The 16,214-nt window shown below is 72.4% G+C and carries 16 protein-coding genes; 7 read left to right on the forward strand and 9 right to left on the reverse strand.

Features of this window, described 5'->3' with window-relative positions; genetic code table 11:
* Positions 1-3 precede the first annotated feature (3 nt).
* From ABZ693_RS30825 to hemL, 5 genes are all read right to left on the reverse strand, one after another.
* Positions 4-747 (reverse strand): cytochrome c biogenesis CcdA family protein, encoded by a 744-nt coding sequence (locus ABZ693_RS30825; protein WP_359884100.1) that lies wholly within the window; start codon positions 745-747, stop codon positions 4-6.
* Between the two features lie 13 nt (positions 748-760).
* Positions 761-1,375 (reverse strand): TlpA family protein disulfide reductase, encoded by a 615-nt coding sequence (locus ABZ693_RS30830; RefSeq protein WP_359884103.1) that lies wholly within the window; start codon positions 1,373-1,375, stop codon positions 761-763.
* A 140-nt stretch (positions 1,376-1,515) separates the two neighbouring features.
* Positions 1,516-2,862 (reverse strand): polysaccharide deacetylase family protein, encoded by a 1,347-nt coding sequence (locus ABZ693_RS30835; RefSeq protein ID WP_359884105.1) that lies wholly within the window; start codon positions 2,860-2,862, stop codon positions 1,516-1,518.
* Positions 2,863-3,187: 325 nt separating this feature from the next.
* Positions 3,188-3,877 carry a histidine phosphatase family protein gene (locus ABZ693_RS30840; protein ID WP_359884108.1) on the reverse strand — a complete coding sequence of 230 codons (690 nt, stop codon included), beginning with the start codon at positions 3,875-3,877 and terminating at the stop codon, positions 3,188-3,190.
* Positions 3,874-5,190, reverse strand: coding sequence for a glutamate-1-semialdehyde 2,1-aminomutase (gene hemL / locus ABZ693_RS30845; RefSeq protein WP_359884111.1), 1,317 nt, complete (start codon positions 5,188-5,190; stop codon positions 3,874-3,876). The genes ABZ693_RS30840 and hemL overlap by 4 nt, the downstream gene beginning before the upstream one ends.
* A 1,092-nt stretch (positions 5,191-6,282) precedes the next feature.
* Between hemL and ABZ693_RS30850 the strand changes: the two genes are divergently transcribed.
* Positions 6,283-6,744: a hypothetical protein gene (locus ABZ693_RS30850; RefSeq protein ID WP_359884138.1), complete on the forward strand. Its 462-nt coding sequence runs from the start codon at positions 6,283-6,285 to the stop codon at positions 6,742-6,744.
* 218 nt (positions 6,745-6,962) lie between these two features.
* Here the strand turns inward: ABZ693_RS30850 and ABZ693_RS30855 are convergent, their stop codons facing one another.
* Positions 6,963-8,927 carry an APC family permease gene (locus tag ABZ693_RS30855; RefSeq protein WP_435842593.1) on the reverse strand — a complete coding sequence of 655 codons (1,965 nt, stop codon included), beginning with the start codon at positions 8,925-8,927 and terminating at the stop codon, positions 6,963-6,965.
* 211 nt (positions 8,928-9,138) lie between these two features.
* Here ABZ693_RS30855 and ABZ693_RS30860 point away from each other — a divergent pair, with 211 nt between their 5' ends.
* Positions 9,139-9,528 carry a MerR family transcriptional regulator gene (locus ABZ693_RS30860; protein ID WP_359884139.1) on the forward strand — a complete coding sequence of 130 codons (390 nt, stop codon included), beginning with the start codon at positions 9,139-9,141 and terminating at the stop codon, positions 9,526-9,528.
* 62 nt (positions 9,529-9,590) lie between these two features.
* Here the strand turns inward: ABZ693_RS30860 and ABZ693_RS30865 are convergent, their stop codons facing one another.
* Positions 9,591-10,205, reverse strand: coding sequence for a TIGR03086 family metal-binding protein (locus tag ABZ693_RS30865; protein WP_359884116.1), 615 nt, complete (start codon positions 10,203-10,205; stop codon positions 9,591-9,593).
* A 70-nt stretch (positions 10,206-10,275) separates the two neighbouring features.
* On the opposite strand from ABZ693_RS30865, the gene ABZ693_RS30870 reads away from it, so the two are divergent.
* Positions 10,276-11,208 carry a DUF6597 domain-containing transcriptional factor gene (locus tag ABZ693_RS30870; protein ID WP_359884119.1) on the forward strand — a complete coding sequence of 311 codons (933 nt, stop codon included), beginning with the start codon at positions 10,276-10,278 and terminating at the stop codon, positions 11,206-11,208.
* On the opposite strand, the gene ABZ693_RS30875 is transcribed toward ABZ693_RS30870, so the two are convergent.
* Entirely contained in the window at positions 11,186-11,632 is a 447-nt protein-coding gene (locus tag ABZ693_RS30875; RefSeq protein WP_359884122.1) for a GNAT family N-acetyltransferase, read from the reverse strand. The two genes, ABZ693_RS30870 and ABZ693_RS30875, sit on opposite strands and share 23 nt — an antisense overlap.
* Positions 11,633-11,766: 134 nt before the next feature.
* Between ABZ693_RS30875 and ABZ693_RS30880 the strand changes: the two genes are divergently transcribed.
* Complete coding sequence (locus ABZ693_RS30880; RefSeq protein ID WP_359884124.1) at positions 11,767-12,504, forward strand: Mut7-C RNAse domain-containing protein; 738 nt, start codon at positions 11,767-11,769, stop codon at positions 12,502-12,504.
* A gap of 25 nt (positions 12,505-12,529) precedes the next feature.
* Here ABZ693_RS30880 and ABZ693_RS30885 read toward each other — a convergent pair whose 3' ends face one another.
* Positions 12,530-13,090: a TetR/AcrR family transcriptional regulator gene (locus tag ABZ693_RS30885; protein WP_359884127.1), complete on the reverse strand. Its 561-nt coding sequence runs from the start codon at positions 13,088-13,090 to the stop codon at positions 12,530-12,532.
* Positions 13,091-13,206: 116 nt separating this feature from the next.
* Between ABZ693_RS30885 and ABZ693_RS30890 the strand changes: the two genes are divergently transcribed.
* The 3 genes from ABZ693_RS30890 to ABZ693_RS30900 all read left to right on the forward strand — a co-directional run bounded on the left by ABZ693_RS30890 (position 13,207) and on the right by ABZ693_RS30900 (position 16,002).
* On the forward strand, positions 13,207-14,712 hold the full coding sequence (locus ABZ693_RS30890; protein WP_359884130.1) for an FAD-dependent oxidoreductase: 1,506 nt from the start codon (positions 13,207-13,209) through the stop codon (positions 14,710-14,712).
* A 115-nt stretch (positions 14,713-14,827) separates the two neighbouring features.
* Positions 14,828-15,163 (forward strand): YnfA family protein, encoded by a 336-nt coding sequence (locus ABZ693_RS30895; protein WP_359884132.1) that lies wholly within the window; start codon positions 14,828-14,830, stop codon positions 15,161-15,163.
* Positions 15,164-15,237: 74 nt separating this feature from the next.
* Positions 15,238-16,002, forward strand: a complete 765-nt coding sequence (locus ABZ693_RS30900) for an SDR family NAD(P)-dependent oxidoreductase (protein ID WP_359884133.1) — start codon at positions 15,238-15,240, stop codon at positions 16,000-16,002.
* Positions 16,003-16,214 lie beyond the last annotated feature (212 nt).

Raw genomic sequence — 16,214 nt, forward strand, 5'->3', positions numbered from 1 at the left:
CTCTCAGATCCCCACCGTGAAACCACTGGACCAGCCCTGCATCGTGGAGACCATGCTGTCCCACGCTCCTGTGAGGAGCAGGACACCGGTCACGATCATCATGCCGCCGCCGATCCGCATCACCCACGCGTAGTGCTTCTTCACCCAGGTGAACGCGCCGAGCGCCTTGCGGAAGGCGATGGCCGTGAGGATGAACGGCACGCCGAGACCGAGGCAGTACGCGGCGGTCAGCAGCGCCCCGCGGCCGGCGCTGGCCTGGTCGGCGGCGAGGGCCTGGACGGCGCCGAGCGTCGGGCCGATGCACGGGGTCCAGCCGATGCCGAACAGCGCGCCGAGCAGCGGCGCGCCGACGAGCCCGGTGGCGGGCCGCTTGTGGAAGCGGAACTCGCGCTGGGTGAACCAGGGCATCAGGCCCATGAAGAAGACGCCCATGAGGATCATGAGCACGCCGAGGACGTTCGTGAGGATCCCGCGGTGCTCCTGGAGCGTCCAGCCGAAGAAGCCGAACAGCGCGCCGCCGGAGATGAACACGGCCGAGAAGCCGAGGACGAAGAGGGCGGCGCCGGCGGTCATCCGGCCGCGCCGCGCCTCGCCGAGGTCGGTGCCGGTGACCCCGGTCACGTAACTCAGATAGCCGGGGACGAGCGGCAGGACGCACGGCGAGAAGAAGGAGACCAGTCCGCCGAGCACGGCGATCGGCAGCGCGAGCAGCAGCGCGCCGTTCAGGACCGTCTGATTGGGATCCACGTCGAAATCCCTGTCACTTCTCGGCGAGCAGCGGGTCGATCATGGAACGCAGCTTGGTCTCGTCGAGCGCCATGAGCGAGCGCGCCGCGATCTTCCCGTCCTTGTCGAGAACGATCGTGGAGGGAATGGCCTGCGGATTCAGGGTGCCCTTGGGGAACCCTTCGAGGATGAGCTTTCCGTACGGGTCGAAGAGACTCTGGTACGGAATGCCGAATTCCTTGTCGAAGGCGAGCCCGTCGTCGACGGCGTCGTCGCGGGTGTTGATCCCGACGAACTCGACGTTCGCGCCCTTCGCCTTCATGTCCTTCGCCGTCTTGGCGAAGTGCGGAGCCTCGGCCCGGCAGGGCGCGCACCACGAGCCCCAGACGTTGAGGACGACGACCTTGCCCTTGAGGTCGGCGACATCGAGCTGCTTGCCCTCGATGGTCTTGCCGGCGAGCGTGCCGGTCGCGGCACGCTCGCCCTTGGCAACGGTGGAGATGCCGCCCGTGCTGGTCACGAAGTTGGTCCCACCACCGCCTCCGGACTTGCCGTTGGAGTCGGAGCTGCACGCGGTCAGCGCGAGTGCGGCGGCGGCAACGAGTGCGGCCGCCGGCAGGGCGCGACGAGGGGCACGGCTAAGGCTCATGTGAAAAGTTTCGCATGGGCGATTCGCGGATCTTGGGCGCCCCCCTACGTGCCCGTAAAGCCCCTTGTCAAGACGGGCTAAATCTGTTCCCCCGTTCGGCGGGTCTTTCCGGGGCCCCTCGACGGCCTCTCAGGCGCCCCTCAGGGGGTGGAACCCGCCGCTCCGGCCGCGCCCGCGGAGCCGCTCGCCCCCGCGCCGGCGCCGCCGCCCGTCGCCCCCGCCTCGGGGCGGAGGAAGGTGTTCCATCCGCCGGCCGGGGACTGTCCGACCTCCAGGGTACGCAGCTTCTGCAGGATCTTCGGGTCCTGGACGTCCAGCCAGTCGGTGAACTGCTTGAAGGAGACCAGGCGGACGTCCTTCTTCCCGGCCATGCCCTTCAGGGCCTCCTCGACGGCGTCCATGTAGATGCCGCCGTTCCACTGCTCGAAGTGGTTGCCGATGAAGAAGGGCGCGCGGTTCGACTCGTACGCCCGGTTGAATCCGGCCAGGTACGCCTCGGTGGCCTGCTTGCGCCAGCCGGGGTAGCGGGCGGGCACGCCCTGGGTGGAGTTCTTGGACTGGTTGGCGAGCATGTTGTAGTCCATCGACAGGACCTCGAAGCTGTGGCCGGGGAACGGCACGGCCTGCAACGGCAGGTCCCAGACGCCGCCGCGCTTGACCGGCCACGTCTGCCGGCCGCCGGGCGAGCTGGCGTCGTAACGCCAGCCGAGGCGCTTGGCGGTGGGCAGCAGGTTGTCCTGGCCGAGCAGGCAGGGGGTGCGGCCGCCGACGAGTTCCTTCTTGTAGTCGAAGGGCAGCGGGTCGAGGTCGGTCCAGCCGCTGTTGGTCTTCCACTGGGTGACGAAGCCGATGGCCTGGTCGATCTCGTTCTGCCACTGGGCGGGGGTCCAGTTGGCGCCGGAACCGGAGCCGGCGCAGAAGTGGCCGTTGAAGTGGGTGCCTATCTCGTGGCCTTCGAGCCACGCCTGACGGACGTACTTCAGGGTCTGCTTGATGTGGTCGTCGGTCAGGTAGCCGATGTCGGAGGCGCCGACGCGGTTGTTCGGCGGGCGGTAGAGGTTCTTCTTCGACTCGGGCAGGAGGTAGATGCCGGAGAGGAAGAAGGTCATCGCCGCGTCGTGCTGCTTGGCGAGCTCCAGGAAGCGGGGGAAGAGGCCGTTGCCGACCTCGCCGGCGCCGTCCCAGGAGAAGATCACGAACTGGGGCGGGGTCTGGCCGGGTTCCAGGCGTACGGGGGCGTCGGGCTGGTTGGGCTGCTTTCCGGTGTCCGCGGTGGAACCGTCGCCGATGGGCTTGGCGTCCTTCTCGGTGGGCGAGGCGGAGGTGCCCGATCCGGACGCGTCGCCACCCCGGCCCGGACCGGAACGCCCCGCCCCGTCCTGGTCGCCGATCCCGCACCCGGCTATCCCGAGCGCGGCGGCCGCGCCGACCCCCGCTCCGAGCAGCCTCCTCCGGCTGACTCCGCTGTCCCCGCTCGTCCCGCGCATGCCATCCCCATTCCCGTCGACGCCGGATCAAATCCGATCGTCATACAACCGACAATCAGTGAGATGCCGGAGGGAAGCGGGAGGTTCCGGGAATACGAACAGAAATTCCAAGGCGACCGGGATCTGGCTCATTCCCGGTCGCCTTTGTGGTGATCAGGACGCATATGCGCCTGACCTGACCTTCTCTACCTGACCCTCTCTACCTGACCCTCTCTACAGGGGTAGATGCGGTGACCTACGCGCGCGTGAACGCACGGAATCGGTCACGGGTCACCGTGCCGACGCCTCGAAGGCGGGAGCCCAGGAGGCCGGCACTTCGGAGCCCTTACGCCCCGAACGCCTTCGCCTTGCCCGGGACCGGCTTGGCCCCGGCCCGCAGATGCGCCGGGACGAGGTCGAGGGCCGGCTCGCTGTAGCCCACCGACACGATCTTGTCGCCCTGGTACGTGAACGAGGTCAGCGAGGCGAGCGTGCACTGCCGGCGGCGCGGGTCGTGCCACAGCCGGCGCTTCTCCACGAAGCTGCGCACGATCCAGATCGGCAGCTGGTGGCTCACGCACACCGCCTCGTGCCCGCGCGCCGCGTCCTTCGCCGCGTCGAGGGCGCCCATCATGCGGACGACCTGCTCCACGTACGGCTCGCCCCAGGACGGCCGGAACGGGTTGGTCAGGTGCTTCCAGTTCGCCGGCTTCTTCAGCGCGCCGTCGCCGACGCCGAAGGTCTTGCCCTCGAAGACGTTCGCCGCCTCGATCAGCCGCTCGTCGGTGGCCAGGTCCAGGCCGTGCGTCTTGGCGATCGGCGTGGCCGTCTCCTGCGCGCGCTCCAGCGGGGAGGCCACGACATGCGTGATGTCCCGGCCCGCGAGGTGCTCGGCGACCCGGTCGGCCATCCGCCGGCCCAGCTCGGAGAGGTGGTAGCCGGGGCGGCGGCCGTAGAGCACGCCGTCGGGGTTGTGGACCTCGCCGTGCCGCATCAGGTGGACGACGGTGATGTCGTTCGTCCCGGCCTCGCTCATCCCTGGACCTCCGTGGCTTCGGCGGCGGCCCGGGCGGCGGCCGGCAGGGCGGCGGCGACGCGCTCGATGGCGCGCTCGTCGTGGGCGGTGGACACGAACCAGGACTCGAAGGCCGACGGCGGCAGGTAGACGCCGTCCGCGAGCATCGAGTGGAAGAAGGCGTTGAAGCGGAACGCCTCCTGCTTCTTCGCGTCGTCGTAGTTCCGCACCTCGTCGGCGGTGAAGAACACGGAGAACATGTTGGACGCGGTCTGCACCCGGTGCGCCACGCCCTCCTTGGTCAGCGCGCCGGTGACCAGGCCGCGGATCTCCGCCGAGACCGCGTCCACCTTCGCGTACGCGGCCTCGTCCAGCAGCCGCAGCTGCGCGAGGCCGGCGGCGGTCGCGATCGGGTTACCGGACAGGGTGCCGGCCTGGTAGACCGGGCCGGCCGGGGCGAGGTGGCCCATGACGTCGGCGCGGCCGCCGAAGGCCGCGGCCGGGAAGCCGCCGCCCATGACCTTGCCGAAGGTCATCAGGTCGGGGCGGACGCCGTCGACGCCGTACCAGCCGGCCCGGCTGGTCCGGAAACCGGTCATGACCTCGTCGGAGATGTACAGCGCGCCGTTCTCCCGGCAGGCGTCCGCGAGCCCCTGGTTGAAGCCGGGCAGCGGCGGGACGACGCCCATGTTGCCCGGCGACGCCTCGGTGATCACACAGGCGATCTCGCCCGGGTGCGCGGCGAACGCGGCCCGGACCGCCTCCAGGTCGTTGTACGGCAGCACGATGGTGTCGCCGGCCTGGGCGCCGGTCACACCGGGCGTGTCGGGCAGGCCGAAGGTGGCCACGCCGGAGCCGGCCGCGGCGAGCAGCGCGTCCACGTGACCGTGGTAGCAGCCGGCGAACTTCACGACCTTGGCCCGCCCGGTGAAACCGCGGGCCAGCCGGATCGCGGACATGGTGGCCTCGGTGCCGGACGACACCAGGCGTACCTGCTCGACGGGCTCGACGCGGGCGACGATCTCCTCGGCGAGCGCGACCTCGCCCTCACCCGGCGTACCGAAGGAGGTGCCGCGGGCCACCGCCGCCTGCACGTCCGCGAGCACCTCGGGGTGCGCGTGCCCGAGGATCATCGGGCCCCACGAGCAGACCAGGTCGACGTACTCGCGACCGTCCGCGTCGGTGAGGTACGGGCCGGAGCCGGACACCATGAACCGGGGCGTGCCGCCCACGGCCCGGAAGGCCCGCACCGGAGAGTTCACGCCGCCGGGCGTCACGAGGGACGCGCGGTCGAAAAGCGTCTGTGAGACTGGGGCTTCGTATGAATACGGCACTGTGTTCCTGACCTGCGAGTCGGAGGCGGGTACGGCGGGAAGGCGTGGGCGCCCTGTGAATTACGCCAGGGCGCGCGTGCTCCGTGTCTGCGAAACTGGGGCTTCAAAGGGATGGCTCACGGATTCCATGGTGTCAGAGGCCACGGCGATCTTGCGGACAGGTGTTTCACCGCGAGGGCGCGGGGGAGGTCACTGACACGATGATCGGGTCGCGCCGCGGAGTCGTGCGGCCTGGAACAGCAGTCGGGTGGAGATATGCATCGCGGTGGCGGACCGGGCGAGGGGACCGACGACCTGGGTCCCGATCCTGTCCGGCGGGGGAGGCACCGGCGCCGGCGGACGGAAGAACCGAGGGCGAACGAGCCGCGGACCGGCGACTCGCGCTCCGGCGATCCACGAAACGGTGATCCGAGGACGGGCGATTCGCGGTCGGGGGATTCACGGACGGGTGACGGCACGCGGGCCAACGAGCCGCGCGCGAACGAGCCTCGGACGAACGAGCCGTGTACGAACGAACCGCGGGCCAGCGAGCCGCGTACGAACGAGCCTCGGGCCAACGAGTCGCGTACCGGCGAGCCGCGGGCCAACGAGTCGCGGCCTGCCGACCCGTGGGTGAGCGACCCGTGGCCCGCCGCGGACGCCGTACGGAGCGGCGGGATCGGTGCCGGCGGTGCGTCGTCGGCCGGTTCGGCTGGGGAGAACGGATCGGATTCAGCCATTTCGGACGACTCGCGGCTCGGCCGTGCCCGCGCCCGCCGGGCCAGGGCGGCCCGGGAGGCGCGCGAGGCCCGGGAGGCGCAGAAGGCACGTGAGGGTCGTGAGAGCCGCGAGGGCCGTGAGGGTCGTGATACGCACGATCCGTTCGAGCTCCGCGAGGCGCGCGAGTCACGCGAGAAGCACGAGATCCACGAGCGGCACGAGGCCCGTGACGTCCATGAGGCGCGCGAGATCCACGAGGCGCGGGAGACGCGCGAAGCCCATGAGCCGCGGCAGACGCGTGAGACGTACGAGCTGCGCGAGCCGTACGAGGTGCGGGACGAGGTACGGGACGAGGTACGGGAGACGCGCGAGCCGAGCCGGCTCGGCGTACCGCTGACCGGGACCGGCAGGAGTGGGCTGGGCGTGACCTACAAGTACTTCGGCGCGCCCGACGGCGCGACCGCGGCCCGTGTCCCGATCTCGATGCGCCCCGAGGAACTGGGCGGCGACGAGCTGGGCATGGGCGGCATGTTCACCCGGATCAAGCCCGAGACGATAGCGGCGATGGTCCTCACCGGCATCCAGGGCATGCCCCTGCACAAGGTCCCTCCGCTGGAACTCGTCGTCCTGCACCCGGACTACGCGGTCGTGAAGCTCCCGATGACGGCGGTCGACCCGCTGCGCGACATCGGCGAGGAGTCGGTCGGCGCCGCCGCCTTCATCTGGTCCACCGTCCCCGACCGCGGCGGCCCGCAGGACGCCTTCAACGTCTACCGGCTGCTGCACGAGTGGCAGGACTTCTCCCACCGCCTCCACGAGGCGGGCCACCAGCCGTACTGCCTCGTCTGGCCTTAGGGCCTCTCTTTCGGATCTTGCTGGGCTCGCGTGCCCCGGCACGCGCGCTCGCCGCGTTGTCGTCGGTCGCCAACTCCCCCGTAGCCCTTCGGGCACGGGAGGTACCCCCACCGCGTTGTCTCCCTCCTCCGCCTTGCGATCACACGCACCGGACCCCGCTCCCTGATCCAGCCTGACCCAAAAGAAAGGCCCTAGGGACCACCGCTTAGGCTCCACCGCTACTCCTCCCGCGCCGCGGCCTTCGCGCGCTCCGCGGCCAGTTCGCGGGCCGAGGCGAGGCGGTAGGGGACGTCGATGACGACGACGTTCTTCATGAACAGCAGCCGGGCCTTGAGCCGGAGCGCGGTCTGGTTGTGCAGCGGCTGCTCCCACCAGTGGCCGACCACGTACTCGGGGATCACGACCGAGACCACCGAGTCCGCGCCGCGCTCCGGCGCCTCGCGGATGTGCCGCAGCAGCGGCTGGACGATCGAGCGGTACGGGGTACTCAGCACCCGCAGCGGTACGTCGATCTCGTGCGCCTCCCAGCCGGCCCGCAGCACCTCCGCCTCGGCCGGGTCCTCGGCGACGGTGAGCGCGGTGAGGGACGCGGGCTTGAGCGTCTTGGCATAGGACAAGGCGCGCAGGCTCGGCGCGTTGACGGTGGACACCAGGACCAGGACGTGGTTCTCGGCGAGCGGCCGTGGGTGGGCGCCGGGCGCGATCGCGACCTCGGCGGCGACCGTGTCGTAATGCCGGCGCACGCTCTTCATGCCGGCGAACAGCAGCGGCATCGCGATGACGACGATCCACGCCCCGTGCGTGAACTTGCTGATGAGGACGATCACCAGCACGACCGAGGTGAGACAGGCGCCGAAGCCGTTGATGGTGAGGCGGCGCACGATGCGGCGGCGCTCACGCCGAGTCAGGTGGGCGACCGGGTTGGCGAGTTCACGCCGCCAGTGCCGGACCATGCCGGACTGGGACAGCGTGAAGGAGACGAAGACGCCGATGATGTAGAGCTGGATCAGCCGGGTCAGGTTGGCGTTGAACGCGACGATGAGGGCGATCGCGGTCAGGGCGAGCAGCAGGACGCCGTTGGAGTGCACGAGCCGGTCGCCGCGGTGCACGAGCTGGCGCGGCGCGAAGCCGTCGCGGGCCAGGACGGACGCGAGCATCGGGAAGCCGTTGAAGGCGGTGTTGGCGGCCAGGACGAGGACGCCCGCGGTGACGGCCTGGAGGGCGTAGAAGAGGACGTGCCAGTCGCCGAAGGTGGCGCGGCCGATCTGGGCGAGGGCGGTCGCGGTCGGCGTTCCGGGCGGAAGGCCCAGCTGGGTGGGGTCCTCGGCGATGTGGACGTCGTAGAGCATGGCGAGCGTCGTGATGCCGAAGAACATCGTCGCGGAGAAGCCGCCCATGACCGCCAGGGTCATGGCGGCGTTACGGCTCTTCGGCTTCCGGAAGGCGGGCACGCCGTTGCTGATCGCCTCGACGCCGGTGAGCGCCGTACAGCCGGACGCGAAGGCGCGCAGGCCGAGCAGGACGAGGGCGAGGCCGGAGTACACGGACACCTGCTCGACCGGCAGCCCGGCGGATTCGGCGCGCGGGGTGGTGCCGGTCGCCATGCGGACCGCCGCGACCGCGAACATCAGGTAGATCACGCCGATGAAGGCGTAGGTGGGGACGGCGAACCAGCGCCCGGACTCGCGCACTCCGCGCAGATTCATCCACGCCAGCAGGGCCACGGCGGCCGCCGACAGGATCGTCGCCTGGTCGTGCAGGGCGGGCGCGGCCGAGGTGAGGGCGGCGACCCCGGAGACGACGGAGACGGCGACGGTCATCACGTAGTCGATGAGCAGCGCGCCGGCGGCGGTGAGAGCCGCCGTCGTACCGAGGTTCTCGGACGAGACGACATAGGCCCCGCCGCCGCCCGGATAGGCGTAGCAGGTCTGCCGGTACGAGGCGACGACCACGAGCAGCAGCACGACGATGCCGGCCGCCGCCCACCAGGCCAGATGCAGCACGGCCAGGCCGCCGAGGGCGAGGATCAGCAGGATCTCCTCGGTGGCGTAGGCGACGGAGGAGAGCGGGTCGCTGCAGAAGATCGGCAGGGCGAGCCGTTTGGGCAGCAGGGTGTCGCCGAGCCGGGCGCTGTCCAACGGACGTCCGACCAGCAGGCGTTTCGCCACGTTTCCAGCTCTCATAAGTGCTGAAGTTAGGACGAATCGGATGTAATACGCGGCCGCCGCGCCCGCCGGCGCCCCGGCCCCGCGCGAGAGAGGACGCGATGTGGTGATCCCCGCGAGCAGCACGACGAGCGACCGGAGCGGCAGGAACGGCACGACGAGCGGCCCGGTGACGGGCACGGCGAGTGGCACGGCGAGCGGCACGGCGAGCCGGTCCGCGGCGCGACCCCTGCAGATCGGCGAGGTCGCGGTCCTGACGGAACTGCCCCTGCGCACCATCCGCCAGTACGAGGACTGCGGCCTGGTCGTCCCGTCCACGGCCTCCGAGGGCGGCTTCCCGCTCTACACGGACGCCGACGTCGCCCGCCTGATGGTGATCCGCCGGATGAAGCCGCTCGGCTTCACCCTCGACGAGACCCGCGACCTGCTCAGCGCCGTGGACCGGCTCGCCGCCGACGTCCCCGACACCCCCGGCGAACTGGACCCGCCCACCCGCGGGGCCCTCGTCGCCCTCGTCCGCGGCTACGAACAGGCCGCCACCGAACGCGTCGCGGAACTGCACGCCCAGCTCGCCCGCGCGGAGGAGTTCGCGGCCTCGCTGCGGGCCCGGCTGCCGTAGCGGGCGGGCGGCTCTCCGCGCGCGCGGGGGAACGAAGGGCCTACGCGCGCGAGGTGGCGGTGCTACGCCCGGGGGTCGCGGCCCGTCGCCGCGAGCAGCCGCTCGAACGCGCTCGCCCCGGCGGGCGGCTCCACGGGCTCCCCGAACACGTTCATCCGCCGCGCGTTCGGCGCCGGCTCCGCCACCACCCCGGTCAGCTCGTCCACGACCGCCGGGTCCGGGGCGAAGGCCCGGCCGGTCGCCCGGGCCGGGTCCCACCCGTGCACGGTCAGGTCGAGCAGCGCCATCGCGCCGACCGTCCGGGCCGGCATCCCCATCTGCCCGGTCGTCCCCTCCTCCGCGCCGGGCGCCGCCCAGGCGTCGACCAGCTTCGCCGTCTCCGTCTCGAACCGGTCCCGCCAGCCGGGGCCGGTGGCGAGCCGGCCGAACGTGCCGGAGAAGTCGGCGGACTCCTTGGCGGCGAGCAGCCGGAAGTTCACGACGACCTCGAAGAGGTGGTCGAGCAGCCCCTGGACGTCGTACTCGGCGCAGGGCGTCGGCGCGCCCAGCCGGTCGTCGGCGATGCCGTGCACCAGGGGGACGGCGTGGGCGGCGGCGGTGCCGAGCAGCCCGGAGAGGGGACGGCTCGCGGGGGCGCGGAGGTCGGAGTCGTGGTCGTGGTCGTGGTCGTACGTCATGAACCCGACGCTAAGCAGCTCCGCGCCGCCCCGGCTTGAACAAACCCGCCAGATCGAAAAACATGGGCGCATGACCGCCCCAGGCCCGCGACGCGACACCCGGGGCATCGTGGACGCCGCCACGCTGTTCGCCCGCGTCCGCTTCCGCCGCCACACGCCGGCGCCCGCGCTCCGCCCGTATCTGGAGCACTACTGGCTGATCGACTGGGACCTGCCGGAACCGTACCCGTCCCGGGTCGTCCCGCACCCGTCCGTGAACGTCGTCTTCGAGCGGCAGGCGGACACCCCCGCCACCGGGGTCGTCTCGGGCGTCGCCGACGGCCTGTACACGCGCGTGCTCGCCGGTACGGGGCGGGCCAGCGGCGTGCAGTTCCGGCCGGGCGGCTTCCGCCCCTTCGCACCCGACCACCCGGTCACCCACTGGACGGGCCGGCTGGCCCCGCTCGCCGAGGCGTTCCCCGGCACGGACGCGCGCGAGGCGGCCGCGATCCTGGACCCCGGTGCCCTCGGCGCGCCCGGCGCTCCGGGCACTCCCGGCGCTCCGGGCACTCCGGGCACTCCCGGCGCTCCTGACGACGAGACCGACGACCCCGCGCGCGTGGCGGCCCTCGACGCCTTCCTGCTGGCCCGCGGACCGGTCCCCGACCCGGCGGCCGAGGAGGCGATGGCCCTGGTGGAGCTGGTCCGGACGGACCGTACGGTCCGGCGGGTGTCCGCGCTCGCCCGTACCGCCGGACTGTCCGCGCGCTCGCTCCAGCGGCTCTTCGCCGGCTACGTGGGCGTCGGCCCCAAGTGGGTCATCCTGCGCTACCGGGTCCACGAGGCCCTGGAACACGCCGAACCCGGCCCCGCGGACACCCCCGCCCCGCCCCCGGACTGGGCCCGCCTCGCCGCCGACCTCGGCTACAGCGACCAGGCCCATCTCGTCCGGGACTTCACGGCGACCGTCGGGGTTCCTCCGACCGCGTACCCCGGAACTCCTACGGCTGCCCCAAAGGCTTGAGCTCGCGGCTGAAGTGGAAGGCCACGATGTCGAGGCGCTCGCGGAGGTAGAACCGGTGGGCGCCGGTGCGGTGCGTGCCGGAGTCCAGGTCGAGTTCGTGGCAGCCGGCCTCGCGCGCGCGGGTCTCCAGATGGGCGAGCAGCGCGTGGCCGACGCCGGTGGAGCGGACGGTCTCCCGGGTCACCAGATCGTCCACGTACAGCTTCTTCAGGGAGCTGGTGGTCGCGATGATCCGCCAGCCCGCGACGCCCGCGCACGTCCCGTCCTCGGCGTACGCGGCGGTGAAGCGCAGACCCTGGGGGTGGCCCTCGGCGTAGACGTCGTACAGCAGCCCGGCCGTGAGGTGGGGCCGCAGCTCGCGCAGCACCGGCAGGATCTCGCTCTCCAGGCGCGGGTCGCCGGGCTCGATCTCGATGATCTTCATGCGGGGACCGTACCGCGCGGCGCCGGGGCCGGAGCGGGAGCCGGAGCCGGAGTGGGAGCCGGAGCGGGAGCCGGCGCGGGGGCCCGCGCCGAAATCCCTGGCCGCGCGGGGCCGGGCGGTGCGATCCTGTCCCCGTGAACGGTCCGGAGATCCACATCGGCTTCGCCCCCGCCCTGCGCCTGTTCGTCCCCGCGGACCGCCGCGCGGGACACACCGCGCTGGCCACCGACGGCGCCTCGTCGCTCGGTCATGTGGTGGAGTCCCTGGGCGTGCCTCTCACCGAGGCGGGACGGCTGCTCGTGGACGGCAGACCGGTGGACCGTTCGCACGTCCCGGCGGCCGGCGAGACGGTCGACGTGGAGGACGTCGTACGCCCCCAGCCGGTGCCCGGCGCCCCGCTGCGCTTCCTGCTCGACGTGCACCTCGGCACACTGGCCCGACGGCTGCGGCTGCTCGGCGTCGACGCCGCGTACGAGAGCGAGGACATCGGCGACCCGGCGCTCGCCGCGCTCTCCGCGAAGGAGCGGCGCGTGATGCTGTCCCGGGACCGCGGGCTGCTGCGCCGCCGCGAGCTGTGGGCCGGCGCGTACATCTACAGCGACCAGCCGGACGAGCAACTGCGCGACGTCCTCGAACGCTTCGCGCCGCCGCTCGCGCCCTGGACCCGCTGCACGGCGTGCAACGGGCCGCTGACCGAGGCCGACAAGGACGCGGTGCGCGACCGGCTGGAGCACGGCACGGAGAAGACGTACGACGTGTTCGCCCGGTGCGTGGAGTGCGGCCGGGTGTACTGGCGCGGGGCGCACCACGCCCGCTTGGAGGCGATCGTCACGGACGCGGTCCGCGAGTTCGGCGGCGCGGGCGCGCGCTGAGCCCGTACCGGCCCCGTTTACGCCCTTACGGCGTCTCGGCGGTCAGATAGCGCTGGATCGTCGGCCCCAGCCAGGCGACGACCTCCTCGCGGGGCATCTCGGCGGCGGGCGCGAGCCGCAGCACGTAGCGGGCGAGCGCCATGCCGAGGATCTGTGAGGCCACGAGGGCGGCCCGGCCGGGTGCCTCGGCCGGCACGGGGCAGGTGCCCTGGGCGATCGTGACCAGCTGTTCGGCGAAGATCTCCCGCATCCGCTCGGTGCCGGCGGCATTGGTGACCCCGGCGCGCAGCAGCCCCGTGAGCACGTCGTCGCGCTCCCAGCGGTCGAGGAAGTGCTCGACGAGCGCCGTGCCGATGTGCCGGGCGGGCATCCCGCTCAGCTCGGGGATCTCCAGCTCGATGGCGGTGGCCGCCGCGAACAGCCCCTCCTTGTTGCCGTAGTAGCGCATGACCATCGACGGGTCGATCCCCGCGTCGCGGGCGATGGCCCGGATGGTCGCGCGCTCGTATCCGTCGGCGGCGAAGCGCTCGCGGGCGGCCTCGATGATCGCGGAACGGGTGGCGTCGGAGCGGCGTGCGGTGGTCATGCCCACGACTGTAGGCCAACAAGCGTTGACATTCCAGTGACGCCGGATCTACGCTTGCCAACAAGTGTTGACCCACACATGTTGGCCAACGAGTGTAGACATCCCTGGAGGCAGTGATGAGCACCATCGGCCCCACCGTCACCACCCGCGCCACCACCACCCCCGCGACCGCCGACGACCGCGGCTACGACACCGACGTCCTCGTCGTCGGCGCCGGACCCACCGGACTCCTGCTCGCGGGCGACCTCGCCGCGTCCGGCCTGCGCGTCACCCTCGTCGAGCGCCGCGGCCCCGCCGTCAGCAACACGACCCGCGCCTTCGCCGTCCACGCCCGCACCCTCGAACAGCTCGACGCCCGCGGCCTCGCCGAACCGCTCCTCGCCACCGGCACCTGCCTCGACCAGCTGGAGATGTTCGGCCGGGTCACCTTCGACCTCTCCCACCTGCGGACCCGCTTCCCGTACGTGCTCGTCACCCCGCAGTACGAGGTCGAGCGCCTCCTCGAAGACCGCGCCCGGGCCGCCGGCGCCGACATCCGGTACGACACGGAACTGCGCGGCCTCCGCCAGGACGCCGACTCCGTCACCGCCGACCTCGCCACCACATCCGAAGGCGCCACGTCCGAAGGCGCCGCCGGCCCCTCGGACCAGCCCCAGGACCAGCCCCGGTCCCGCACGCTCCGCGCCCGCTACCTCGTCGGCACCGACGGCGTCCGCAGCGCCGTACGCCGCGCCATCGGCCTGCCCTTCCCCGGCGGCGCCGTGATCCGCTCCCTCGTCCTCGCCGACGTCCGCCTCACCGACACACCCCCCGCGGCCCTCACCCTCGCCTCCGGCGGCGACTCCTTCGCCGTGGTCATCCCCTTCGGCGACGGCTGGTACCGGGTCATGGGCTGGGACCGCTCGCGCCAGGTCCCCGACAGCGAACCCGTGGAGCTGGACGAACTCCGCGGGATCGTCCGCCGCGCCTTCGGCACCGACCACGGCATGCACGACGCCCGCTGGCTCTCCCGCTTCCACAGCGACGAACGCCAGGCCCCCGCCTACCGCGCCGGCCGCGTCTTCCTCGCCGGAGACGCCGCCCACGTCCACTCCCCCGCCGGCGGCCAGGGCATGAACACCGGCCTCCAGGACGCCGCCAACCTCTCCTGGAAACTCGCCGCCGTCCTCCACGGCGAGGCACCCGACCCCGGCGCCCTCCTCGACAGCTACCAGGCCGAACGGCACCCGGTCGGCACCCAGGTCCTGCGCAGCAGCGGCGCCCTCATCCGCCTCGCCATCGCCCGCACCCCGCTCCAGCGCGCCGCCCGCGGCGTCTCCGCCCGCGTCCTCGCCCACGTCCGGCCCGTCACCTCGTACGCCATGGGCCAGGTCACCGGCATCGGCATCGCCTACAACCGGGACACCCGCCGGGTCCCCGACCTGAAACTCCGCGAGGGCCGGCTGTACGAGCTGCTGCGCGAGGGCCGCTTCGTCCTCGTCGCCCCCGAGGGCACCGCCCCCGTCCCGCCGCCCTCGACCCCCGTCGCCCCTGACCGGCTCATCCGCGCCACCTGGTCGAACCCGGCCCGCCGCGACCCCCTCCTGGTCCGCCCCGACGGCTACACCGCCGCACTCCGCTGACGGCCCGCGGCCGTATCGGAGCAACACCGGAGCAGCACCGGAGCAGCACCGGGGAACCAGGGCGCCGTCCCGGCCGGCCACCCGTCGGCCGGACGCCCCATGGCACCCTTCCCTCATGCTGATCGCCCGCTCCGCCCTGCTCTTCGTCCTCGCCGCCCTCTTCGAAATCGGCGGCGCGTGGCTCGTCTGGCAAGGCGTACGGGAACACCGCGGCTGGATCTGGATCGGCGCCGGCGTCCTCGCCCTCGGCGTCTACGGCTTCGTCGCCACCCTCCAGCCCGACGCCGAGTTCGGCCGCGTCCTCGCCGCCTACGGCGGCGTCTTCGTGGCCGGCTCGATCGCCTGGGGCATGGTCGCCGACGGCTACCGCCCCGACCGCTGGGACGTCACCGGCGCCCTCGTCTGCCTCGCCGGCATGGCCGTCATCATGTACGCGCCCCGCGGCCACTGACCTCGCCGGAACGCCCCGTCCTATCCTGACCAGGCCCACCGAGGCCACCGACCACCCCGCGCCAGGAGCACGTCATGACCGCCGCCGCCCAGCCCATCGCCGTCGTCACCGGAGCCAGCAGCGGCATCGGCGCGGCCACCGCCCGACAGCTCGCCGCCGCGGGCTACCGCGTCGTCCTCACCGCCCGCCGCACGGACCGTATCGAGGCCCTCGCCGCCGAGATCAACGAGGCCGGCCACCAGGCCACCGCGTACACCCTCGACGTCACCGACCGCGCCGCCGTCGACGAGTTCGCCACCGCCTTCCGCACCCTCGCCGTCCTCGTCAACAACGCCGGCGGCGCCCTCGGCGCCGACCCCGTCGCCACCGGCGACCCCGCCGACTGGCGCCGCATGTACGAGGTCAACGTCCTCGGCACCCTCCACATGACCCAGGCCCTGCTCCCCGCCCTCACCGCGAGCGGCGACGGCACGGTCGTGGTCGTCTCCTCCACCGCGGGCCACGGCACCTACGAGGGCGGCGCGGGCTACGTCGCCGCCAAGCACGGCTCCCACGTCCTCGCCGAGACCCTCCGCCTGGAGATCGTCGGCACTCCGGTCCGCGTCATAGAGATCGCCCCGGGCATGGTCAAGACCGAGGAGTTCGCCACCACCCGCTTCAACGGCGACACCGACAAGGCCGCCAAGGTCTACGCGGGCGTGGCCGAACCCCTCACCGCCGACGACGTCGCCGACACCGTCACCTGGGCCTGCACCCGCCCCCCGCACGTCAACATCGATCTCCTGGTCGTCCGCCCCCGCGCCCAGGCCTCCAACACCAAGGTCCACCGCGCACTCTGAGCCACCGGGTGAACCATCCCGGACCCCCCCCCGGCGCCGAACGAGGCCCGCTCTCTACGGTCGGCACCACTCCATACGGCAACGGCCCTCGGCCGGGACGGCGATCCCGGCCGAGGGGGGGCGCCCCCCCGCCGCCCCCGCCCCCCCCCACCCCGGGGGAGCCCCTCCCGGTTTCGACCTGGTTGAGCTTGGCGACCACCACCACCAACTCA

The organism is Streptomyces laurentii (genome assembly GCF_040635425.1).
GTDB classification, from domain to species: domain Bacteria; phylum Actinomycetota; class Actinomycetes; order Streptomycetales; family Streptomycetaceae; genus Streptomyces; species Streptomyces laurentii.